We start from the raw sequence: 25,788 nt of genomic DNA on the forward strand, positions 1-25,788 counted from the left end.
GCATAAGTCCCTAATTATAAATTATTTAAATTTTATTTTATAGTGTTATACAAATGTTAATTTTAAAAAAAACCACTACATTTATAGAATATATGTATACTTCCCTTTTTTTATCAAAATCTGACTAAAACAATTACTTCTTCTTATTGTTTAGGAGTAGAAACCGAAGTCTTTTTAAATAATAATCAATTCATTACATTTAGAGTTTATCATGAGATTTACAAAATTCCATCTTCTAATTTTATTAGTAACCTCAACACTCTGTGGTCAGGTTAAAAACATTGGTCTTCCAAATATTCAAAATTACAAACGGTCCGATTATAGAGGAGGTACTCAAAATTGGGATATTGACCAAGACAAAAACGGGAATTTATATTTTGCTAATAATAGCGGTCTTTTTCAATTTGACGGCTCTTCCTGGAGGAAGTATAATATCCCAAACTCTGCAGCTGTACGATGTGTAAAAATTGACAATTCTGGGAAAATTTTCGTGGGAGGTTACAGTGAATTTGGCTATTTTAAATCCAATTCAAAAGGGAAACTGGTTTATTTTTCTTTATCAAAAATGATAAACAAGTCCACTTCCAAACTAATAGACTTTATCTGGAAAATACACATTCATAATGATGAAGTCATATTTCAATCATTTGAAAGAACGTACATCTTTAAAAACAAAAAAATCAAAATCCTCGAGCCTCCTAAAAGATTCCAGTTCTCATTTCAAGTAAAAAACCACCTTTACATACAAGATATTGCAATGGGATTATTGGAGTACAAAAACGGCAAACTATTGCAATTAAAAAACTCTACCGTTTTAAACAATACAGAAATCTGGGGCATATTCCCTTTGGCTGAAAACAAGCTGCTAATCGCTACTTTAAATAAAGGTCTTTTTATTTATGACAATGAAAAAATAATTCCTTGGGATACCGAAGCGAATATTTTCATTAGAAAGAATAGTTCGCTTGGCGGTGTAGCTATAAAAGATAAATTCATTATACTCAATTCAGTTTTAGACGGGATTATTGTATGTGATTTAAACGGAAAAATTATTCAGCATATTAACCGCACAAAAGGATTGCAAAACAATACCGTTCTAACTTCTTTTGTTGACAGTAAAAACAATCTTTGGTTAGGGCTTGATAACGGAATCACCTTTGTAAATGAAAATTCTCCTTTTACATATTTTGGATTTAGTTACAATCTAAGTACTGTTTATGGTACCGCATTGTACAAAGGAAATCTTTACGTAGCCACTAATCAGGGTGTCTTTTATCATTCTTGGAATAATTCAACCAAAGAAGAGGTTTTTAAACTCGTAGAAGGAACAACCGGACAAGCATGGAACATACAAGTGATTAACGATCAATTATTTTGTTCACACAACACAGGTGCGCTATTGATAGCTGGCGAAAAAACTATAAAAATATTGGACAACATAGGCTATTGGAAATTCATGCAAATTCCCAATCATCCAAATTATTTAATTGGCTCCAATTACAATGGCTTTTCAATCTTTGAAAAAAAGTCAAGCGGCTGGCAATTTAAAAATAGAGTAGAAGGTTTTTCCAAGTCATCCGGATCATTTGAAATGGAAGGGAAAAATATTTGGATAAAAAAAGACAATTTAGCCTATAGAATGATAATAAGTGACGACCTAAAAAGGTTTGAATCTATCAAAACGCATCAAAATTTGGCGAAAACAGCAAAAGGAATTGGAAATATACAACAGTTGGAAAACAAGATTTATTTTCAAACAAATAATCACTTTTACAACTATTCTTATGAGCAAAATCTATTTTTTGAAGATAAAAAAATGAGTAATTTATTTACCAAGATTCCAAAAATAAACACTTTAACTCAAGATAAATATGGAAACATTTGGTACATTTTTGAAGAATCATTAGGTGTTTTAATGAAAACTAAAACGAATCATTATAAAAATGTTGTGGCTCCCTTTTCAAAACTTACCGGTAATATAGTATACAATAATTTATCAATAAACACAATTGGCCCCAATGATACTTTTATTGGTTTAACAGATGGATTAGCGCATTATGACTCCCATTTACTCAACGATTATGAAGCAAAACCTAAAGCCTACATAAGATGCTTTTCGTTTCCTGGAGATACCATTATTTTAGGAAATGGTCAAAAAGCATTGAACAATTACAAAATCCCCTATACTTCAAATCATGTGAAATTTACTTTTTCATCCCCTTCATATGAAAATCTTGAAAATCTTGAATTTTCATATCAATTGGAAGGTTTTGATAACCAATGGAGTAATTGGTCTACAAATATCATTAAAGAATATACCAATCTAAGAGAAGGCGATTATACCATGAAGTTAAAAGCCAGAACTAATTATGGCAAACAATCCGAGCAAACAAAATTGGATTTCAGTATTTCTCCTCCTTGGTACAGGCATTTTTTGGTCTATTTATTTTATATTTTGCTTATTGTTACATCAGTAGTTTTTATTCGAAAACGAATAAAAACGAAAATACGAAAAAACAAATACTACGAAACTATAGAACAAAGAAGGCTTTATCTAGAGAAAGAATCAAAAATCAGACAGGAACAATATGAATTGGAGAAAGAAATAGAAAAATTAAAAAATGATAAGCTTCAAATTAAAATTTTAGCAAAAGACAAGGAACTAGTAAACAATTCTTTACAAGTAGTAAAGAAAAATAAAATTCTAAACGGAATTATTTATAAACTAAAAGATATTAATGTAGAATCCTTTGATGAATCAACCAAATTCCAATTTACGAAACTAAACAAAAGCATTACAAAAGAGGTAAATGCTGATAAAAGCTGGAAAGATTTAGAGAAACATATCAAGAATGTTCATTTCGATTTTCTAAAAAGATTGAAAGAAAAATATCCAACGATTTCTCCAAGAGAATTGGATTTATCTACCTATTTATTAATGAATATGTCAACAAAAGAAATTGCCGAAATCATGAATATTTCAAATGGAGGTGTTGAATTAGCACGCTATCGGTTAAGAAAAAAATTAGAACTTAATAAAAAAGAAAACCTCATCGGATTTTTAATGAGTATTTAATTGGCTCAAAAAAGCCATCATGAATTAGATGATGGCTTTTAAATTATAAAATTTAGTTTCCTACAAAAAATCCAAAGTTCGCTCTAAAGCCATTCCCCTGGAACCTTTTATTAGAATCGTACTATTCTCAATTTTTGTTTCTTTTAAATGACTTGCAAAAGCCTCAAAAGTATCATAGAAATTATCTTCATCTATTCTGTTATCATAAAATGCTTTACCAATAAAGTAACAGGTTACATTTTTTTCGTTAGAAAGCATTGTTATAATTGCTTTATGCTCTTGTTGACTCTCATGACCCAACTCAAACATATCCCCCAATATCATAATCTTATTTAAATTATCCAATTGTATGAAATTATCAATAGCAACACTCATACTACTCGGATTTGCATTATAGGCATCCAGAATAATTTGGTTCGTTCCTTTGGTTAATAGCTGCGATCTATTATTCTCAGGAATATAACCTTCTAAAGCCTCTTTAATAGCATTATCCTCAACTTCAAAATATTTTCCTACAGCAAGTGCCGCATTAATATTATTGGCGTTGTACAATCCAATTAAATGAGATGCGATTGTACCATTAGAATAACTTATTTCTACAAATGGATTAGCCTTTACTGTCGTTATATTCACATTAGCATTTTCTTTATTTATGCCAAAAGAAAATGATCTCAATATTTTTGCTTTTTCCACCTGAATAGGGTCTTCCAGATTTATAAAAGCTAGTTTATCATTTTCTAAAAGATAGTGATACATCTCACTTTTTCCTTCAATAACCCCTTCAACTCCGCCAAAGCCTTCCAAATGTGCTTTACCAAAATTAGTTATATAACCATAATCCGGTTTAGCTAATTCACAAAGAAATTCAATTTCCTTTTTGTGATTAGCACCCATTTCCACAATCCCAATTTCAGTTTCCGAATTAAAAGAAAGCAAGGTCAATGGTACCCCAATATGGTTATTTAAATTTCCAATTGTTGCTTTAGTCTTATACTTTTTTGAAAGAACAACATTAATGAGCTCTTTTGTTGTTGTCTTCCCATTGCTTCCGGTAAGAGCAATTATAGGTAATTTTAAATAGGCTCTATGGAATTTTGCTAATTCTTGTAAAGCCATTAAACTGTCTTCAACCAAAATAGTTCTTTGGTCAATAAAATATTCTCTGTTATCGATAATAATATAGGAAGCCCCTTTTTCTAATGCTTCTATCGCAAATGTATTGGCATCAAAACGGTCTCCTTTTATGGCAACAAATAATGAATTTGGTTCAATTTTACGAGTATCTATTGAAACCGATTTACATTTTAAAAACAAACTATGAATGTAATTGATATCCATCTAAAAACGATTTAAAAAATAAAAGCCCTAATCAAAGGGCTTTTATTTACAATTTTATATTAAAATTAATTTCTTGCTGATTTTCTCTTATCTGCTTTAGCACCAACTCTCGACATAGCACATCTAAATCCAATATAATCAGTTGCCATATCTTGAGGAAAATACCTTCTTTGTGCTGGATCTAACCAGTACGCCCTGTCTCTCCAAGATCCTCCTTTGTAAACTCTTACGTCATCATTTATCAAAGTAGTTCTCTTGCTTGATTTATCGTACTTCCTTACCATTTTTCCTAAACTGTCTGTGGTGACATTATGTTTAGGAGAATTGTACATGATTTTCTCTTGTTTTTGTTTTTCATTTTCCGACTCAGAAGAACCAAAATTATAATATCTTGTAGATTGTTTGTCCCCATCTCTATAATTGATATTATCACTTTTATCAAAATTTTGTCTCAAATAAGTTTCTTGTTCATCAACAGGAACTTGAGCAATTTGACCTGGAAAATTTCTGGCAACTATTCTTCCGTTACTCAACGTATCATATTTCATGTTGGCTGCAGTAACGATTTCAACTTTACCGTCTGCTCCAATTTTATTTTTAGTGTATTGATTCCCTCTAAAATAATTGAAATCATTTGATTCATTATCAATAATTGGCCTGTAAACATCTTGTACCCACTCGGCTACATTTCCAGCCATATCATACAATCCAAAATCATTTGCTGGATAACTTTTCACAGCGTTAGTAATATCAGCTCCATCATCAGACCAACCTGCTATACCTCCATAATCTCCATTTCCTTGTTTGAAATTGGCCAATTGATCCCCTTTACTTTGTCTTTTTCCAGAACGAGTATACGTTCCTGACCAAGGATATTTTTTCTGACCTTTATAAACATTATACTCTCTTTGACCAACATCAGCTGCCGCTGCATACTCCCATTCCGCTTCGGTAGGAAGTCTGTATTCTGGAAGTATAATCCCCGAAGAACGTTGTGCATATACATTTTTTGCTTCTGTAACCTTACCGTCTTTTCCAGCTTTTGGTGCTTTTTTACCACCTCTACCACCTTTTAAAACGATTTCTTCATTTCCACCATAAGTTAAAGTAGGACTATTCAAATAGGTTTCAGTACTAAAAGAACTTTCAGCAGTTACATCTTGCGTTTTAGCATTTTTCTTAAGATATCCATTTTTTTCTAAAACTGCTTCATTTACGCGGTCAGTTCTCCATTTACTGAATTCAACTGCCTGAATCCAATTTACACCAACAACAGGATAATTTGCATAAGATGGATGTCTCAAATAATTGTTAGTCATTGTTTCATTATAACCCAATCTATTTCTCCAAACTAATGTATCGGGAGATGCACCTTCATAAATATTTTTGTAATTTTCTTCAGTTGGTGGAAAGACACTTTTTAACCAATCTAAATATTCTAAGTACATAAAATTTGTAACTTCAGTCTCATCCATATAAAAGGACTGAACATGCTGTTGTGTCGGAGTATTATTCCAATCATGCATCACGTCATCTTCAACTTTACCCATTGTAAATGTCCCGCCTTCAACAAAAACAAGACCTGGTCCAGCTATTTGCTTTTTAGCTCCTGATGCTTTTTTTCCGTCTACATTCCAGCCAGTCGCTCTCGATGCATTTTTTGAGCTAGACTTTTTGCTACAACTCGCTAAACCCACAATCAATATCATAGATAGCATCAATCGTAAGGTCATAATTTTGTTTAGTTTCATACTCTTTAGTAGGTAATAATTTAGGTGCCGCAATATAAATAATTAACCATTAACCTGCAACATCCTTTTTTAATAAATTTTATCAGAAAATAATACAATAAAAACGCAAATTTATAATATTTATTATTTACTATCATACTAAATGATTTATTTTTACTCATTAATAATATTTGCCTATCTATCCCGTTAAAAAAAATAATGAGAAAAACACTCCTGGTCTATTTATGCTTAATTTCTTTTGTCTCTTTTGCTCAAATTAAAGGCGATGTGACCATTGAATGGTTAGAAAAAAAGGAAATGCCTTTTGGTGATTTCAAAATAAATATTCCTCAATTTTCTGGGAATAGCTATTATTATGACATTTCAAAAAAAGCACTATTTTACACTTCTAACCTATCAGAATCCGCTTCATTTAATGAAAATGATCTTCAAATCACGAATATAGTATACGAATCAGTTCTAACTTCTGAACTTGGCGACTTGGCCTTGGAAAACATACCCCGAGACCCAAATGCTTCCTTAAGAATTACAACTTCCAGAGATTTAAGACAGGCTTTTTTTTCCTTATCGCCAATCGTAAAAGATGACTTTGGATACAAACGAATCAAATCATTTTCTTACAACATAAAAAGCAGTTCTTCAAGAATTTCAGAATCCAATAAAAGCACAAATATAGTTTCTAATTCTATTTTGGCTTCCGGAGATTGGTACCGTTTTTATATCGAAAAATCCGGTGTTTACAAAATATCCAAAAGTTTTTTACAACAATTAGGACTCAACATAAGCAACACCGACCCAAAAAAAATAAAAATTTATGGTAATGGCGGTAAAATGTTGCCTTTATCAAACAGCATTTATTATCCTCAAGATTTAACTGAAAACCCTGTTCAAATTATTGGCGAAAGCGACGGTGTTTTTGACAATGACGATTCTATTTTGTTTTATGCCGAAGGACTTGACACTTGGAACCAAGAGAGTCAAACCTTCAATAATTTATATGATACAAAATCCTATTATTACATAACAGTTCAAGGAGATAATGGAAAAAGAATCCCACAAATGACGCAGCCTAGCGGAAATACCTCTGTAACATTAAACACGTTTGATGACCATCAATACCATGAATTAGATCTTGTAAATATCGCCCATCTTGGTCGTCAATGGTTTGGAGAATCCTTTGACATCACCCAGGAACAGGAGTTTGAGTTTAATTTTCCAAACTACGACGCAACAACGCCAATAAAAATCATGGCGACAACTGCTTCTGCGGCTTATACACCTACTTCTTTCAAAGTAGCAGCAAATGGCCAAGAAATTGGCAACATATCTTTTCCCTCTTTGAACACCAATTCAGACACGGAATTTAACCTGGGTTCTTTACCCAATAACATCTCTTTTAACAGTTCTGAAAATGTAAAAATAAAATTAACCTACAACAACAACGGTGTTCCAGGCTCGAAAGGATATTTGGATAATATTCGACTTATTGCCAAAAGAAAACTTCAAGGCTACGGAAAGCAATTTGCTTTTCAATACGACTTATCCAATTCAAGCCTTGGTATTGTAAGTTATTCGATTTCTAATGCAACTGGCATTTCTCAAATTTGGGATGTAACCGATTTATATAATGTAACCAAAGTCGAAAATTCAAATCAAAGCTCATTTACTTTTAAAGCAAATCTTGGCGAACTCAGAAAATATATCGCCATTGATCCAGCAGACTATTTTACTCCTTTAAAAGATAGTAAACCAAAAATTGCTAATCAAAACTTAAAAGGAACACTTTTTAAAAACGCTCAAGGACAATTTCAAGATATAGATTACGTAATTATAACTCCGGGTTTCTTAACAGCGCAAGCCGAAAAATTAGCCAGTTTTCATCGTGCCAATTCTAATCTGAATGTAAAAATAATTTCTCTTGAAACTATTTATCAAGAGTTCTCATCGGGAAAACAGGATATCTCTGCCATCAGAAATTGTATAAAATACATCTATGAAAACGCATCGTCCGCTAATAAAAGAATAAAATATGTGAACCTTTTCGGTGATGCTTCCTATGATTTTAAAAACAGAATAATCAACAACACTAATATTGTTCCTATTTATCATTCCCTAAAAAGTAATACATCAGGGGAAGCTTCCTTTGCTTCTGATGATTTTTACGGATTGATGGATGCTATTGAAGGGAACATCGTTTCTTATTTTGGAGGAATCGATATTGCCGTTGGAAGAATGCTCGTCAATGACACGAAGCAAGCTGATGAAATGGTCAACAAAGTCATCGAATACAATGATTTAAAATCATATGGAAGCTGGAGAAATAATTTTGTCTTGATTTGTGATGATTCCGATCAATCTTCGGACGCAAGTTTACAAAACAGACAAAATAATTTAGCGGATGTTATTGCTTCCGAAAAACCATTTTTGAATGTCAATAAAATAATATTAGATTCTTACGTTCAAGAAGCTTCAGCAGGAGGTTTTAGATACCCTAAGGCAAGAACTGATTTTTTTAATGCTTTCGAAAAAGGAGCTTTAGTGTTTAATTATTTGGGACATGGCGGAGAAGATGGTTTATCCAGTGAACGCATTTGGGAAAAATCAGACGGTCAAAATTTAAGTAACCAATACAAATATCCATTATTCATAACCATAACTTGTGAATTCTCCCGTTTTGACAATCCTTCGAGACCAACCGCTGGAGAATATACCTATTGGAATCCAAAAGGCGGAGCTATTGCAATGATTACAACAACACGAGCAATAGGTCAGTATAATGCTGAAAATTTCAATGATATTCTTTCTAAAAATTTATTATCCTTTGGGGCTAATCAATACACTTCTATTGCCGAAGCACTTCGAATCTCAAAGAACAGCAATCCAAACTCAGCCACTAATGTAGTTTTTTATATTGGCGATCCTGCCTTAATTTTAGCAATACCCAAACCAAAAATAAATCTTACTAAAGTAAATGACGTTTCAATTTCCCAGCCTATTGATGATTTTAAATCATTAGCCAAGATTAAATTGTCCGGAGAAATTACGGATGAAAACAATAATCTGCTTACAAACTATAATGGTGAAGTTTCCACCACTGTTTTTGACAAAATTATTTCAAGAACAACATTCAATAACGATGGAAACAGCACTCCCATAAATTTTAATGTTTTGGGTGAAACTATTTTTAGAGGCAATGCATCCGTTACCAATGGCAAATTTGAGTTTAGCTTTGTTGTCCCAAGAGACATTAGAATCCCACTAGCCAATGGAAGAATCAGTTTTTATGCTAAAAAAGATCAAATATTAGAAAACCAAACTGGCTATAATACTAGTATAAAAGTAGGTGGAATTAACGAAAATGCCATTGCGGACAATATTAGTCCAAGAGTTAAGTTATATATGAATGACGAAACTTTTGTTTCGGGAGGCACAACTAATGAATCGCCTTTCCTACTTGCTTTTCTTGAAGATGAAAATGGTATAAATACAGCCGGTGGAATTGGTCATGACATTGTTGCAATTTTAGACGGCGATGTGAATAATCCTTACATTCTAAACGATTATTACCAAACAAAATTAGACGATTACACAAATGGAACACTTCGATTTCCGCTGCGTAATTTATCAGTAGGATTACATACTATTTCATTTAAAGCTTGGGACGTTTATAACAATCCCATAATTACCGAAATTCAGTTTGTAGTAGTTGGTAACGAAACTTTAACGTTAACACATGTATTAAACTACCCCAACCCATTTGTCAATTACACTGAGTTTTGGTTTACCCATAACAGACCTTACGAAGCATTAGACGTTCAGGTTCAAGTTATGACGATAACCGGTAAAGTAGTTTGGACGAAAAACCAAATTATTTTAACCGAAGGATTTTTATCAAAAGAAATCACTTGGGATGGAAAAGATGATTTTGGAAGTAAAATTGGGAAAGGAGTCTATATTTATAAACTCACGGTGAAATCAAACTTGACAAATAAAAAAACTGAAAAGTTTGAGAAACTTGTAATACTTTAATATTATACTATATTTGTTTAATCAATATTCTTACAATAATGAAAAAAATTACATCGGTTTTTATCTGTTTATTTATTATTTCACTTGCCAAGGCGCAAGATAGAGTTATAACTACAGGAGTTCCGTTTTTATTAGTATCTGCTGACGCGAGAGCTGCAGGTATGGCAGATATAGGTGTTGCATCATCTGCAGATGCTTTTTCACAACAATGGAACCCAGCAAAATATGCTTTTGCAATAGATAAACAAGGCTTTTCAGTGAGTTACACTCCTTACCTTACTGATCTAGTAAATGATATTTCATTGGGACAATTAACTTATTACAATAAACTTAACGAACGAAGTGCATTCGCCGGAAGCTTACGCTATTTTGGTTTAGGCGAAATTGAATTACGCGAAACGGGTAATGTTGATGAAGTACCAAGAATAGTTTCTCCAAATGAATTTGCGCTAGACGGTTCCTATTCCTTAAAATTAAGCGAACGATTTTCAATGGCAGTTTCCGGACGCTACATTCACTCCAGCCTAAAAGTAGCAACTGATAATGGCGATGCATCGCCCGCAAGTTCATTTGCGGTGGATATAGCAGGATTCTATCAGTCAGAAGAAATAGCTTATACCAATTTTAACGGAAGATGGAGAGCGGGATTTAATATTCAAAATTTAGGACCAAAAATAAGTTATGATAATGATGAATTTAGCAACAATTTTCTACCAGCCAATTTAAAAGTAGGAACTGGATTTGATTTCATATTAGATGATTTCAATAAAGTAGCTTTAAATTTAGAATTCAATAAATTATTAGTACCAACGCCACAAAATCCAGATTTAAACGGAGACGGTACAGTAACCAGCGAAGAAAGAGCGCAAAACCAGCAGGATTACCGCTCTATTGGATGGGTTTCAGGAGTATTTAAATCATTTGGAGATGCCCCAGATGGTTTTAGTGAAGAATTAAAAGAATTTACGTATGCCGCAGGTGTAGAATATTTATACCAAGATTCCTTTGCCATGCGTTTGGGATATTTCCATGAAAGCCCAGAAAAAGGAGCCAGACAATTTTTCTCGCTTGGAGCAGGATTTAAATATACTATTGTAAAAGTGGATGTATCGTATTTATTCTCCGCATCGAAAGTAAAAAATCCTTTAGAGAATACGCTTAGATTTTCACTTACATTTAATTTTGGCGATAAATATGACGAATATTAATTAATACTGTTTTAAATATAAACTACAAATCCAAATTTCATCCCGAAGCTTCGGGATTGAAATTTGGATTTTTTTTCCTGTAAAAAGAATGAAAGAAATTATTATTACGACACAATTCAGTGTTTTTGATTCGACTGAGGATTTACCAATTGACATTCTAAATTTAATGGAACAGGCAATAGCTATAAGAAAGAAAGCGTACGCTCCTTATTCGAAATTTAGAGTCGGCGCAGCAATTCTTTTAGACAACGGAAAGATTGTACTAGGCTCAAATCAAGAAAACGCAGCATATCCTTCTGGCCTTTGTGCTGAACGCGTAGCGATTTATCAAGCAGGAGCGATTTATCCTGAAGCTAAAATTTTAAAAATGGCAATAACAGCTGCTTCAGACACGAATAAAACAACAACACCTATACCGCCTTGTGGTTCTTGCAGACAATCAATAGCAGAATATGAAATAAAACAGGAGACCCCCATTGAAATCTACTTCATGGGAGAAACAGGGGCTATTTACAAATCAGCATCCCTAAAAAACTTGCTCCCTTTCCTGTTTAACAAAAGCTTCTTGTAAAAAAAAAACAAAAACTAGCTTATAAATTTTACTTCTTAGTTGGAATGTCTTATTTTTGCGATTCGCAAATTTGTTGGAGGAAACCATTTTGCGTTATAGGTACCAATTGATAACACAATAACACTTTAGCAAAAAGAATTAATTCAGATGAAAGAAGTTACAAAAGAAGTTTATTTAAAGTGGTATGAAGACATGCTGCTTTGGAGAAAGTTTGAGGACAAACTTGCAGCATTATACATACAACAAAAAGTTAGAGGATTTCTACACTTATATAATGGTCAAGAAGCCGTTCTGGCAGGTGCATTACACGCCATGGACTTGACAAAAGACAAAATGATTACCGCTTATAGAAATCACGTTCAACCAATAGGAATGGGTGTAGATCCAAGACGCGTAATGGCTGAACTAATGGGAAAAGTTACAGGAACATCCAAAGGAATGGGTGGTTCTATGCACATTTTCTCAAAAGAACACCGTTTTTATGGTGGTCACGGAATTGTAGGTGGACAAATTCCTGTAGGAGCCGGATTGGCTTTTGCAGATAAATATTTTGAAACAGGTGGTGTTACTATGACCTATTTTGGTGATGGTGCTGCTCGTCAAGGTTCTTTACACGAAGCTTTCAACATGGCTATGTTATGGAAACTTCCAGTAGTATTTATCGTTGAAAATAACGGTTATGCGATGGGAACTTCTGTAGAAAGAACTGCAAATCATACTGATATTTGGAAACTAGGTTTAGGGTACGAAATGCCTTGCGGACCAGTTGATGGAATGAATCCGGTAAAAGTTGCTGAAGCAATGACAGAAGCGATTGACAGAGCACGTCGTGGTGACGGACCAACTTTTCTTGAAATGAAAACATACCGTTACAGAGGACACTCCATGTCTGATGCACAATTATACCGTTCGAAAGAAGAAGTAGAAGAATACAAAAAAATAGATCCAATTACACAAGTTTTAGATGTAATTAAAGATCAAAAATACGCTACTGAAGAAGAAATCGAAGTAATTGACCAAAGAGTTAAAAGTTTAGTGGAAGAATGCGTAAAATTTGCGGAAGAATCTCCTTATCCTGAAATTCAACAATTATACGACGTAGTATACGATCAAGAAAACTATCCATTTTTACCTCATAAACTATAAATCAATTATGGCAACAATAATAACAATGCCTCGTTTGAGCGATACGATGACGGAAGGAACGGTAGCGACTTGGCTAAAAAAAGTAGGTGACAAAATCGTTGAAGGCGATATCCTTGCAGAAATTGAAACCGATAAAGCAACAATGGAATTTGAGTCTTTCAACGAAGGAACTCTATTATATATTGGTATCCCAGAAGGAGAAACTGCACCGGTAGATTCTTTATTAGCAATAATAGGAAATGAAGGTGAAGATGTTTCAGCTTTAATAGCTGGAAAAGTAGCTCCTGCAACTGAAGAAGCTAAACCTGCCGCTGCCGAAACAGCAGCTGCTCCAGAAGCTAAAAAAGAAGAAACAACTGCAGCACCTGCTCCTGCAGCTTCTTTACCAGAAGGAGTAATCGTAGTTACGATGCCTCGATTGAGCGATACCATGACAGAAGGTACAGTTGCTACTTGGTTGAAAAAAGTAGGTGATAAAATTACCGAAGGTGATATTCTTGCTGAAATCGAAACCGATAAAGCAACAATGGAATTTGAATCTTTCAACGAAGGAACTCTATTATACATAGGAATTGAAGAAGGAAATACTGCACCTGTTGATAGTCTTTTAGCCATCATTGGACCTGAAGGAACTGACATTAGCGGTATTGCTGAAAATTATAAAACTGGAGGAGCTCCACAAACTCCTATTGCAACTGAAGAAGCAAAATCAGCACCAGCTGAAAAAGCAGCAGAACCAATTGTACAAGAAGCATCAACTGACGGACAACGAATTTTTGCATCACCATTAGCAAAGAAAATTGCAAGTGACAAAGGGATTCAATTGACTCAAGTGAAAGGTTCAGGTGAAAACGGACGTATCGTAAAAAGCGATATTGAAAACTTCACACCTAAAACTGCTGCTGCACCGGCTACTACAACTTCCGCACCAGCCAAAACAGAAACTGTTGCTGCATCAAAACCATTTGTTCCAGCAGGAGAAGTTTTTACAGAAGAAATCAAGAATTCGCAAATGCGAAAAATCATTGCTAAACGTTTAGCAGAGTCATTGTTTACAGCTCCACATTACAACTTAGTAATAGAAGTAACTATGGATGAAGCAATGAAATCAAGAGTTATCATTAACAGTGTTCCTGATACTAAAGTATCATTTAATGACATGGTGATAAAAGCTTGTGCATTAGCATTGAAAAAACATCCGAAAATAAATTCTCAGTGGAAAGAAGATGTTATCATCATCAACCATCACGTGAATATTGGAGTTGCCGTAGCTGTTGAAGACGGACTTGTTGTTCCTGTATTACGATTTACAGATGCTATGAGTTTATCTCAAATTGGCGGAAACGTAAGAGATCTTGCAGGAAGAGCTAAAAACAAAAAATTATTACCTACAGAAATGGAAGGAAGTACTTTTACAGTTTCTAATCTTGGAATGTTTGGTATTACCGAATTCAACTCTATTATCAACCAACCGAACTCTGCAATCCTTTCAGTAGGAGCTATTGTAGAAAAACCAGTTGTAAAAAACGGACAGATTGTAGTAGGAAATACAATGATGTTATCTTTAGCTTGCGATCACAGAACAATTGATGGCGCAACTGGAGCACAATTTTTACAGACATTGAAACAATTTATAGAAAATCCAGTTACGATGCTCGCATAATAACCTGGTTCTTAAATACAAATCCCGTCTTGTTTTAGAACTTGACGGGATTTTTTCATTTATTCTTTGCTTCTATCCAAAGCGACATGTATTTTGTGCTTTTTAAAGTATGATGTTGCAACATCGCTCCCATAAAGTTAGTCAAACGATGTTTTTGTAAATCAGTTTGTAGCATCCCAACTTTTTTTGCAAAATCATCCTCGAATAATTCCTTAAAATACCGTTGATTGATAATTGCGATTCCGTTTTGTTGGGCTTTAAGCCAAATATATTTGTCTTGATACAATTGCACTGCCTTATCTGTAAAATCAGTTATATCATCGGTAACAGAACCATTCCAAGGTAAATCACCGTGCATTGATTCACCACCAATAATTGTCGTAACACTTGGTGTTCCGCATTGCATAGCTTCCAATAATTTCCCTTTTATTCCGGCACCAAAACGTAAGGGCGCCAAAACTACTCTGGCATTTTTTACAACTTCTTGAGCGTCATTCGCACGACCCATAATTAAAAAACCTTCTTTAACATTGTGTAATTGTAATACTTTTTGCGAAGGATACGCTCCATAAATATTCAAAACAGCATCTGGCAGTTGCTTTCTAATTAAAGGCCAAATCGTTTCTTTAAGATACTGAACTGCATTCCAATTAGGTTCATGAAGAAAATTTCCGACAAAAATAAAGTTTTTTCGTTCTTCAAATAAAGGTAATTCTTGAAGCTGAACAATCTCGATTGGTTCCAATAAAAAAGGTAAATAATACAACAACCCTTTATCAATTTTAAATACGGATTCCAATAATTCCATTTCGAATTCAGAAATCATTAGAGAAAGATCACATCTCAAAATACTGGCGATCTCTCGTTTTGCAACGTCTTCAAGAAACAAATCAGTTGCATTAAACAAACGTTTTTCCTTAAATGCTTTTTGTCGTGCTAAACGTAAACAGTGTAAATCCTCTGTATCTAAAAGTCGTAATGCATCAGGACAATTTTCGGCAACACGCCATCCAAATTGTTCTTCCATCATAAATCGATCAAACAAAACAATCGTAGGATTCAGTTCATTTATAAAAAGATCAAAACTATAATTATTTAGCTCAATTGTTTTTTTATCAACTCCGAAGCTTTCTAAATCGACCATGAAATCACTGTCTTGAGCTGGACTAGCAAACGTAATGCTAAAACCTTGCTCTTTAAAAAGCGAAATCAATTGCATCATCCTTCCTCCTGCTGCTGACGAATTGGGCTCTGGCCAAACAAAACCAATAATTAAAAGTTTTTGCACGTGATTCATATTTACATAAAGTTATACCTGCAAAATAATACTATTTTGATGGTAATCCCATCATTCCGAAGAAAAATCAGTAAGAAAACACTAATTTTGCTCTAAATAAATTCCAAGAAAATGTTAGGATTAAAATTAGTCACAGACCCACGTTGGGTAAATATAGTCGAATCAAATATTGAAGAAATTTTGACTGACCACGCTTGGTGCGAACAAAAAGCAGCATCAAACGCAATAAGTTTAGTTACTTACAATTCAGAATTAGAGGAATTAGTCACCGAAATGTTGATTATTGCTAAAGAAGAATTAGACCATTTACAATTGGTTCATAATTTAATAAAAAGCAAAGGCTTAACTTTAGGTCGAGAAAGAAAAGACCATTATGTAAATGAACTTTTCAAATTCATGAAAAAAGATGGAAGTCGAAAAGACGCGCTCTGTGATCGATTATTATTTTCTGCCATGATTGAAGCCAGAAGTTGCGAGCGCTTTAAAGTATTATCCGAAAACATAAAAGATCCTGAATTGGCTACTTTTTACAGAGACCTCATGATTTCAGAAGCTGGACATTACACTACCTTCCTGGGCTTTGCACGAAAATATGCTGATAATATTGATGTGGACAAACGTTGGGCTGCGTGGATTGAATTTGAAACATCCATCATTACCAATTATGGTAAAAACGAAACTATTCATGGTTAATGAACTATGAAAATTTAACAACAAACATAAAGAGGATATTCAATTGAACATCCTCTTTTTGTTTGTCATAATTGTGATGATTTTATTTAATAATCAGAAACTCTGAGCGTCTGTTCAAGGAATGCTCCTCATCTGTGCATAAATCTCCACAAGTAACTTTTAGTTCAGATTCTCCAAAACCTTTTCCTGATATTTTATCAGCACTAATTCCTTTTGAAACAATATATTGGATAGTAGACTTAACTCTTCTATCGGAGAGATCTAAATTATATTCATCACTACCTCTTGAATCAGTATGAGACTTAACATAAATAACCAGTTTATCATTTTGTGACATTACATAAACTAATTTATCGAGTTCCGCAGCTCCTTGTTTGGTTATATCGCTTTTATTGAATTCGAAATAAATGGGTTTCAATATAATTTCTTTTTCCGTTACTGTAATTTCAATTGGATCAATGGCAGCATCTATACTCACCACCTCTTCTTCGATTTTAGCAACTGGAAATGATTTAGTAACAAATCCATCTTTGTGAACTTCTAACACATATGGTTTTTGACAATCAACCTCATATGACACTTCCCCTTTTTTATTAGACATTTTAGTGTCTAAAATGTTATTATATGCATCTAAAATAATTACTTTAGAATCAGCTAAAATAGTATTGTTTTTTGCGTTTTTCACTATTGCTTGAATCTGTCCTTTACAAACTGGAACTACACTATAAATATGATCTATACCAGACCTATTACTGGATATAGACCCTATATATTTTTCTTTATTGAACGTAAAAGCAAAATCATCTTTTTCTGTATTAATTGGTGCCCCTAAGTTATTAGGCGTGCTAATTTCATTTAAATCTACAGAAAAAACATCTAAACCGCCAAATCCCGTTAAACCATTTGAAGAAAAATATAGAACAGCATCATCTGATACAAAAGGAAAATTCTCGTCACTTGGCGTATTTATTTTATCGCCCATGTTCTCAGGTATCCCATAGCTTCCATCTGAACTAACTGCTACTTTCCATAAGTCAGTTCCTCCAATTGAACCAGGCATATTTGAGGCAAAATACAAAAACTTCCCATCTTTATCGATAGATGGATTTCCAGTAGAATAACTTTTACTGTTGAATGGAAGTGGTGTCACTGCAGTCCATTTTCCGTTTTCTTTAATTGCTTTAAATAAACTTACCTGACCGTATCTTAATTTTTTGGGTTTATCTTTTTTGAATAATTTCTCATTAAAACTTTCACTGGAAAAATAAATTGTATTACCATCTTTAGTCATCGTCAAAGGACCTTCATGGAAAACTGTATTTAATTCAGAAATTGCTGTTGGCTCAGAATAACTTCCATCTTCCTCTTTATAAACCGATTGATAAAGATCTAAAAACGGTTCGTCATTCCATCCATAAATTTTACCCTTTTCATTTCTTGCACTTGCAAAATAGAGTACATTATTATAAAGCGATCCTCCAAAATCAGATTTTTTAGAATTAATATTTATTTTTTTTAGATCAAATAGTTTTGCTTTCTTCTTCAATCTTGAAAGATAATCGGGATTTTCATTAAATTCCTTAGTTCTTTCATCATTAGGTAACATAGTCGAAAATATTTTCATTTGTACATCAGATTCTGCATATTTTCCGTTAGACTTAAGTACCTGAGCATATCGATAATACGTTTCGGCATCTTGTTTAGATTTCAAGGTTTCTACATACCATTTTTCAGCTTCAGCAGTATCAAGCCTATTATAATAACTGTCCGCCAGTTGTTTATAAACATAAACGTCTCCCTTTCCTTTTTCAACTAAAGCTAGATATTCTTTAACAGCTTGAACATATTCGTAACTGTCAAATAATTTATCCGCATTCTTAGTATCCTTATTTTGCGCTGCTAGTGAAATGCTAACTAAAACAAAAAACAATAGTATAGTATATTTTTTCATTAATTATAAAATTAAATATTAGAAAAATCTTGAGGAACGAGACACTTTTTTAGGAACAAATAAATCATATAACACTATGAATTCATGTGAAGATGGCGCCGTCACTTTCAAATCTGAAACAACATGATCATACGCATAACCTATTCTCAATTCAGGTGTAATTGCAAAATTCACCATTGCTCCAAAACTGTCTTCTAATCTATATGTTGCGCCTAATTCCAATTTCTCCAAGTACAAAAAGTTCGCAGAAACATCCAAAGAAGGCGATACATTAAATGCTGATTTCAACATGAATGAAGGTTTGAATTTTAATTCATAATTGATATCGAATACATATCCTGCAGTTAAAAAATAATGGGATATATCTGAACCATATGCTCTTCCATTATAATCTAAATGCGCCGATTTTAACATATTGGGTAATGACAAGGAAACGTAATATTTATCTGTATAATAAAAAGCCCCTACACCCATATTCAATGAAGAATCATTTATATCTTCTCCAAAAATTCCTTCTGAGGGGTCCGGCAAACTAGATTGTATATCTCTAAGTCCGACCTTATGGAAAGATAAGCCTGCCTTTAAACCTAAAGCTAATCTATGTGTATCATTTAATTTTAATGTGTACGAAAAATCTCCATATACATTTTGTTCTGTAACCGGCCCTATTTTATCTGAAATGAAAGACAAACCAAGACCTACATTATTACCTGTAGGAGTATGCCCAGAAAAAGTAAAAGAGGTTGGCGCATCTTCAATATTTACCCATTGTTTTCTGTATAACAGACCAAAAGAGATATTTTCTTTCGAACCTGCATAGGCTGGATTAATAACATTCATATTATACATATATTGGGTATAATGTGGGTTTTGTTGCGCTTTCACATCCATTAAGGCAATAAAAACTAGAAGAGACGTCAAAAATAATTTGTTCATATCTATATGTTTTTCGATTTAGCAGTCTATGGAAAATTTCACAGACTAAATAAATATAATTAATTACTGTTTTTCTCTGATTAGATAGATCCAACCTGTTTTTGTTTCTCCACTATTAAATTCTATCACATAGTAATAGGTGGCGCTTGGCAACTCATCTCCTTTATCAGTCTGACCCTTCCATTGATCTGTATAATTAGACTGATTATAAACCTTAATTCCATATCTATTAAATATTTCTAGTTTTTTGACATCCAGTACTCTTAAATCGAAGTAATCATTTGAACCATTGCCATCAGGAGAAATCCCTTTTTGTATATTACAATAAATAGATTCTACTGTAGCAATATTTGTTGTTTCACAACCAGTAGCAATTGATTTTATAGTCAATGAATACTTTACGGGAAATACTTCTTGTCCTGATGTAGATTCAATTACATCTGATACATTTAAAACACTAGAATTAGTCCCAACAGGATCACCTGCACTATCTTTCCATTGGTAATCAACATTATTAGGGTCATAAGAACCAGCTATTGAGCTAGCAGTTAAAACATAATCTTTAGACTCACAGTCTCCTGAAATTTCGAATTGAATTTGTGGAGGAATAGCGTTTATCGTTATTTCAGAACCAATAGTTATACATGCAATACTATTGGTAAATCGTACACTGATTCTATACTTACCAGGAGCTAAATTTAAAAATTCAGGATTATCTTGATATCCATTTCCTAAACTGTATTGAACATTTGCTTGTGCAGTAATTTGAATTCTACCCATAGGCTCTAGACAAGTTGGCTGTGTAATTTGTGCTAAAGTTGGGATTACCGGCAATGGAGGAAGAGGATTAATTGTTACACTTACAACACTTTGCACTGAACAAGTAGTATCAGTTATGTTTCTAACATACAAGGTATAATTGTTTGGAGCTAATCCAGAAAATGTATTTGAAGTTTGATAGGTTGTACCAGTTAAGCTATACTCCACCCCTGATTGAGCAGCCACTACAATGGTTCCGGAAGGTGCTGCACAGGTTGGCTGAACTACATTCGCCATAGTTGGAATAATAGGAGGAGTTGGTATTGGATTAATTGTTATAGCTGATGCCGATGAAGTCACACAAGTATTATCTGTTGTATTTCTAACATACAATGTATAATTATTTGGGGCCAATCCCGTGAAGGTATTAGAAACTTGATATGTTGTACCGTTCAGACTGTATTCTATTCCTAATTGCGTCGTTATCGAAATACTTCCTGATGGTGTTGAGCACTTTGGTTGAATGACACTCGTCGTTGTTGGAACTAGCACTACTCTTATTGCATTAATTGTTGTTGCTGATGCCGATGAAGTCACACAAGTATTATCAGCAGTTTTTCTAACATACAAAGTATAATTATTTGGGGCCAATCCCGTGAAGGTATTAGAAACCTGATAGGTTGTGCCGTTCAAACTATATTCAACGCCTGTTTGTGTACTTATTACAATACTTCCGGATGGTGTTCCACAAGTTGGCTGAACCACGCTTGCAGTTGTTGGAACTACCGGAGGATTCGGGATCGCATTAATTGTTATTACTGACGCCGATGAAGTTACACAAGTATTATCAGAAATTTTTCTAACATACAAAGTATAATTATTTGGTGCTAATCCTGGGAAAGTGTTTGAAGTTTGATAGGTTGCACCATTCAAACTATATTCAACTCCTGTTTGTATAGTTATTGCAATACTTCCTGATGGTGTTCCACAAGTCGGTTGAAGCACACTTGCTGTTGTTGGAACCACTGGAGGAATTGGTAACGCATTAATTGTTGTTACTGATGCCGATGAAGTTATACAAGTATTATCAGAAGTTTTTCTAACATACAATGTGTAATTATTTGGTGCTAATCCCGTGAAGGTATTTGAAACTTGATAAGTTGTACCATTCAGACTATATTCAACTCCAGTTTGTGTTGTTATTGAAATGCTTCCCGATGGTGTCCCACAAGTTGGCTGAATTATACCAGCTGTTGTTGGAACTATTGGGGGAATTGGTAAAGCATTAATTGTTATTGCAGATCCAGATGAAGTTATACAAGTATTATCCGAAAGCTTTCTAACATACAGTGTATAATTATTTGGAGCCAATCCTGGGAAAGTGTTTGAAGTTTGATAGATTGTGCCATTCAGACTATATTCAACTCCTGTTTGTGTAGTTATTGTAATACTTCCGGATGGTGTTCCACAAGTTGGCTGAACCACGCTTGCAGTTGTTGGAACTATTGGAGGGATCGGCAACGTATTAATTGTTGTTACTGATGCCGATGAAGTTACACATGTATTATCAGCAGTTTTTCTAACATACAAAATATAATTATTTGGAGCCAATCCTGTGAAGGTATTTGAAGCCTGGTATATTGTACCATTCAAACTATACTCTGCTCCAGTTTGTGTTGTTATTACAATACTTCCTGATGGCACTCCACAAGTTGGTTGAACTACGCTAGCTGTTGTTGGAGCAACTGGAGGATTCGGAATAGCATTAATTGTTAAGGCTGACGCAGATGAAGTTACACAAGTATTATCAGTAGTTTTTCTAACATACAAAGTATAATTATTTGGGGCCAATCCCGTGAAGGTATTAGAAACCTGATAGGTTGTGCCGTTCAAACTATATTCAACGCCTGTTTGTGTACTTATTACAATACTTCCTGATGGTGTCCCACAAGTTGGCTGAACCACGCTTGCAGTTGTTGGAACTACCGGAGGATTCGGGATCGCATTAATTGTTATTACTGACGCCGATGAAGTTACACAAGTATTATCAGAAGTTTTTCTAACATACAAAGTATAATTATTTGGTGCTAATCCTGGGAAAGTATTAGAAGCCTGATAGGTTGCACCATTCAAACTGTATTCAACTCCTGTTTGTGTAGTTATTGCAATACTTCCTGATGGTGTTCCACAAGTCGGTTGAAGCACACTTGCTGTTGTTGGAACCACTGGAGGAATTGGTAACGCATTAATTGTTGTTACTGATGCCGATGAAGTTATACAAGTATTATCAGAAGTTTTTCTAACATACAATGTGTAATTATTTGGTGCTAATCCCGTGAAGGTATTTGAAACTTGATAAGTTGTGCCATTCAGACTATATTCAACTCCAGTTTGTGTTGTTATTACAATACTTCCTGATGGTACCCCACAAGTTGGTTGAACTACGCTAGCTGTTGTTGGAATTACTGGAGGATTCGGAATAGCATTAATTGTTATGGCTGACGAAGATGAAGTTACACAAGTATTATCAGCAGTTTTTCTAACATACAAAGTGTAATTATTTGGGGCCAATCCCGTGAAGGTATTAGAAACCTGATAGGTTGTGCCGTTCAAACTATATTCAACGCCTGTTTGTGTACTTATTACAATACTTCCTGATGATGTCCCACAAGTTGGCTGAACCACGCTTGCAGTTGTTGGAACTACCGGAGGATTTGGGATCGCATTAATTGTTATTACTGACGCAGATGAAGTTACACAAGTATTATCAGCAGTTCTTCTAACATACAAAGTGTAATTATTTGGCGCTAATCCTAGGAAAGTATTAGAAGCCTGATAGGTTGTACCATTCAAACTGTATTCTACTCCTGTTTGTGTAATTATTGCAATACTTCCTGATGGTATCCCACAAGTCGGCTGAACCACACTAGCTGTTGTTGGAGCAACTGGAGGATTCGGAATAACATTAATTGTTATGGTTGAGGCGGATGAAGCTACACAAGTAGCATCTCCAGTATTTCTAACATACAAGGTATAATTAGCTGGAGCCAATCCAGAGAATGTATTTGAAACCTGATAAGTTACACCATCCAAACTGTATTCAATACCTATTTGCGAAGTTATCGTAATACTTCCTGATGGCGTTGCACACCTCGGCTGGGTAACACTCGCTGTGGTAGGAGCAATCGGAGGAGTCGGAATTGGATTAACTAAAATAGTAGTTGTTGATAAAACAACACAAGTATTGTCTAATTTATTTCTAACGTACAACGTATAATTGCCTGGAGCCAGTCCTGAAAACTCATTAGAATCTTGATAAACTAAACCATCTATACTATACTCTACACCTGGTTGTATAGCTACAATAATAGTACCCGACTGTAAAGCACATGTAGGCTGTATTACACTAACCGCTGTTGGAACAGAAACAAAATTCATCATAATATTTGTCTCTGAATAACAAGGCGTTAATGCAGCTGAAGAAACTACTACCGGATTTGGATCTTTCAAATTATAATCTATTGAACCTATCCCATAATTTAAATTACTAGTTCTTTCTGGACTTAAAAAAGAATTGGTAACTGTTTGACTACCGTCTTCTTTATCATTCATAGTTAATGCAAAAAACTTAATATCACCTGTTGTATAGCCAATTAGAGATTTTAAAACTTCAACTTCAAAACCTAGGTTATAATCATTAATACCCATATTATTTTTATCAACACCCATTATAGATGAAGGAAATCCTGTAGCAGCACTTCCTAAATAGGTTTTAATAGAAGTTCCTGTTTTTAATTCTACAACATTCGCATAATAATTAGTTTCTCCAATATCTGTCGAAATAACTAGACAATAATCCGCTTGAAAATACGAATCGAATGTACTAGGATTATTATTAAAAAGATTAAAAGACCTAACTAGAGGATCTAAACCTGCTTCATCACCATAATTTGAAATATTAAAACCCCCTGGTTTTGTGTCAAGAAATAACAATAAACTTCTATTATTTAGAACTTTACCTGCAACACCTAAAACCATTTTATCCTCAGAAGCACTAATTTTTAGTGAATTAATATATCCAGTTGACGCATCAGCTGATAATGGTGCTGAAAGAAGATTATCTTCTAAAGTTCCCGTACCCCATGTCTTTTCAGTAATGGCTCCATCCATACTTACCGCGTATCTTGTTCGCACCCTTACAACTTGCCCGTCAGTTAAAGTGTTAGTTATAAATGTTTTACTTGCAGACATACCCTGCATTACAACACCATCAACAGAGAATTCAAACAAATCAGCTCCACCGGAGGCTGTAAAAGTAACAGACGTTCCTAAACACAATGGACTTGTAGTATTATTTACTGGAGAAGCTGTTAAAGTAACTGCTGGAGGTGCAAAATAAACTGATGCTACAACCGGTACACGTGTACTGGCATCACTTCCAGATCGGCTACGTACGTAGTACGTTTTAGTTGTAATAATACTTGGACTATAAACTGTCCCTATATAAACTGGACTTACTGATGTTTGAGATATGAACCACTCAATAGTTTCAGAACTATTATTACCGAAGGCATAAACATTAACTTGCACTGGGCTAATACCATCTCCGCAAGAACTTCCTGCAGTTGTTGAAGGGGGAGATAAAAGAGCAATAGTTCTTGAAACCTTCGATGTTTTCTTATATTTTTTTATTGTATCTGAAGAAAAAATCGTTGTTACTAATTCAAAATTTACATTATAGGTATTTACAACATCAACCAAATTTTTTGCAATTAATTTATTACCCAATAACAAATGAAATAGTAAAAATAAAAGTAATTTATTTTTCATAAAATGAATTTTATTGTTAATAGTTATAAATAAACGATTAATAATTTAAAAAATAAAAGTAGGTATTTATTTCGAGAGAGAGAATCAAAATTTAATAAAACTTTAACTAAGTTGCCAATTTATAACTAAATTTTTTCAAGGAAAAATATAATTATATGATAAATCTCTATAATACAATTAACTAATTATCAATCAATAATTTTTTATTTTGTTTAATTTAAAAAAAATCTAAAAACAAAAAAATACTTGATTAATAAAAAAATATGTATTTACTAAATATTATCTGTTAGAGTTGATACGAATTAGGTTCGTTAAACAAATCAAAAAATCCTTAAATTTGAGGTATTTCGTATCACATTACACTGATGCTAAATCTGTTTTTGAGTTGCGCGAAGATGACCTATCATAATCCCGTTAAAACGCAAAAAATCCTCATCAAATTAATGATGAGGATTTAATAGAATCTGAAACGGGTTCAGATTAAAGAAAGGCGACGACATACTCTCCCACATAACTGCAGTACCATCTGCGCAGGCGGGC

Annotated in this window: 13 protein-coding genes; 7 read left to right on the forward strand and 6 right to left on the reverse strand. The window is 33.7% G+C overall.

The features are described 5' to 3' along the window. The first annotated feature begins 211 nt into the window (after positions 1-211). The gene (locus tag ACM55M_RS16125) at positions 212-3,076 is read left to right on the forward strand and encodes a triple tyrosine motif-containing protein (RefSeq protein ID WP_416858712.1); all 2,865 of its coding nucleotides are present in this window, start codon (positions 212-214) and stop codon (positions 3,074-3,076) included. Positions 3,077-3,136: 60 nt separating this feature from the next. Here the strand turns inward: ACM55M_RS16125 and ACM55M_RS16130 are convergent, their stop codons facing one another. Together ACM55M_RS16130 and gldJ are read right to left on the reverse strand one after the other, a co-directional pair. After that, complete coding sequence (locus ACM55M_RS16130) at positions 3,137-4,414, reverse strand: UDP-N-acetylmuramoyl-tripeptide--D-alanyl-D-alanine ligase (RefSeq protein ID WP_416858713.1); 1,278 nt, start codon at positions 4,412-4,414, stop codon at positions 3,137-3,139. A 65-nt stretch (positions 4,415-4,479) separates the two neighbouring features. Continuing rightward, positions 4,480-6,165, reverse strand: coding sequence for a gliding motility lipoprotein GldJ (gene gldJ, locus ACM55M_RS16135; RefSeq protein ID WP_416858714.1), 1,686 nt, complete (start codon positions 6,163-6,165; stop codon positions 4,480-4,482). A 198-nt stretch (positions 6,166-6,363) separates the two neighbouring features. On the opposite strand from gldJ, the gene porU reads away from it, so the two are divergent. The 5 genes from porU to ACM55M_RS16160 all read left to right on the forward strand — a co-directional run bounded on the left by porU (position 6,364) and on the right by ACM55M_RS16160 (position 14,782). After that, positions 6,364-10,194: a type IX secretion system sortase PorU gene (gene porU, locus ACM55M_RS16140; RefSeq protein ID WP_416858715.1), complete on the forward strand. Its 3,831-nt coding sequence runs from the start codon at positions 6,364-6,366 to the stop codon at positions 10,192-10,194. Between the two features lie 38 nt (positions 10,195-10,232). After that, positions 10,233-11,402 carry a type IX secretion system outer membrane channel protein PorV gene (gene porV, locus ACM55M_RS16145; RefSeq protein ID WP_416858716.1) on the forward strand — a complete coding sequence of 390 codons (1,170 nt, stop codon included), beginning with the start codon at positions 10,233-10,235 and terminating at the stop codon, positions 11,400-11,402. A gap of 88 nt (positions 11,403-11,490) precedes the next feature. Beyond that, positions 11,491-11,973, forward strand: coding sequence for a cytidine deaminase (gene cdd / locus ACM55M_RS16150; RefSeq protein WP_416858717.1), 483 nt, complete (start codon positions 11,491-11,493; stop codon positions 11,971-11,973). Positions 11,974-12,120: 147 nt separating this feature from the next. After that, a complete protein-coding gene (gene pdhA, locus ACM55M_RS16155; RefSeq protein WP_416851202.1) occupies positions 12,121-13,119 on the forward strand; it encodes a pyruvate dehydrogenase (acetyl-transferring) E1 component subunit alpha in 999 nt (332 codons plus the stop codon). Between the two features lie 7 nt (positions 13,120-13,126). Further along, a complete protein-coding gene (locus tag ACM55M_RS16160; protein ID WP_416858718.1) occupies positions 13,127-14,782 on the forward strand; it encodes a pyruvate dehydrogenase complex dihydrolipoamide acetyltransferase in 1,656 nt (551 codons plus the stop codon). Between the two features lie 55 nt (positions 14,783-14,837). On the opposite strand, the gene ACM55M_RS16165 is transcribed toward ACM55M_RS16160, so the two are convergent. Next, positions 14,838-16,079: a glycosyltransferase gene (locus ACM55M_RS16165; protein WP_416858719.1), complete on the reverse strand. Its 1,242-nt coding sequence runs from the start codon at positions 16,077-16,079 to the stop codon at positions 14,838-14,840. Between the two features lie 111 nt (positions 16,080-16,190). On the opposite strand from ACM55M_RS16165, the gene ACM55M_RS16170 reads away from it, so the two are divergent. Then, positions 16,191-16,772: a MiaE family protein gene (locus ACM55M_RS16170; protein ID WP_416858720.1), complete on the forward strand. Its 582-nt coding sequence runs from the start codon at positions 16,191-16,193 to the stop codon at positions 16,770-16,772. A gap of 82 nt (positions 16,773-16,854) precedes the next feature. On the opposite strand, the gene ACM55M_RS16175 is transcribed toward ACM55M_RS16170, so the two are convergent. The 3 genes from ACM55M_RS16175 to ACM55M_RS16185 form a co-directional block, all read right to left on the reverse strand. Beyond that, on the reverse strand, positions 16,855-18,723 hold the full coding sequence (locus ACM55M_RS16175; RefSeq protein ID WP_416858721.1) for an OmpA family protein: 1,869 nt from the start codon (positions 18,721-18,723) through the stop codon (positions 16,855-16,857). A gap of 18 nt (positions 18,724-18,741) precedes the next feature. Then, on the reverse strand, positions 18,742-19,659 hold the full coding sequence (locus tag ACM55M_RS16180) for a PorP/SprF family type IX secretion system membrane protein (RefSeq protein ID WP_416858722.1): 918 nt from the start codon (positions 19,657-19,659) through the stop codon (positions 18,742-18,744). 63 nt (positions 19,660-19,722) lie between these two features. Beyond that, a complete protein-coding gene (locus tag ACM55M_RS16185) occupies positions 19,723-25,248 on the reverse strand; it encodes a T9SS type B sorting domain-containing protein (protein WP_416858723.1) in 5,526 nt (1,841 codons plus the stop codon). Between the last annotated feature and the right edge of the window lie 540 nt (positions 25,249-25,788).

Source organism: Flavobacterium galactosi (assembly GCF_048158585.1).
GTDB lineage: Bacteria > Bacteroidota > Bacteroidia > Flavobacteriales > Flavobacteriaceae > Flavobacterium > Flavobacterium galactosi.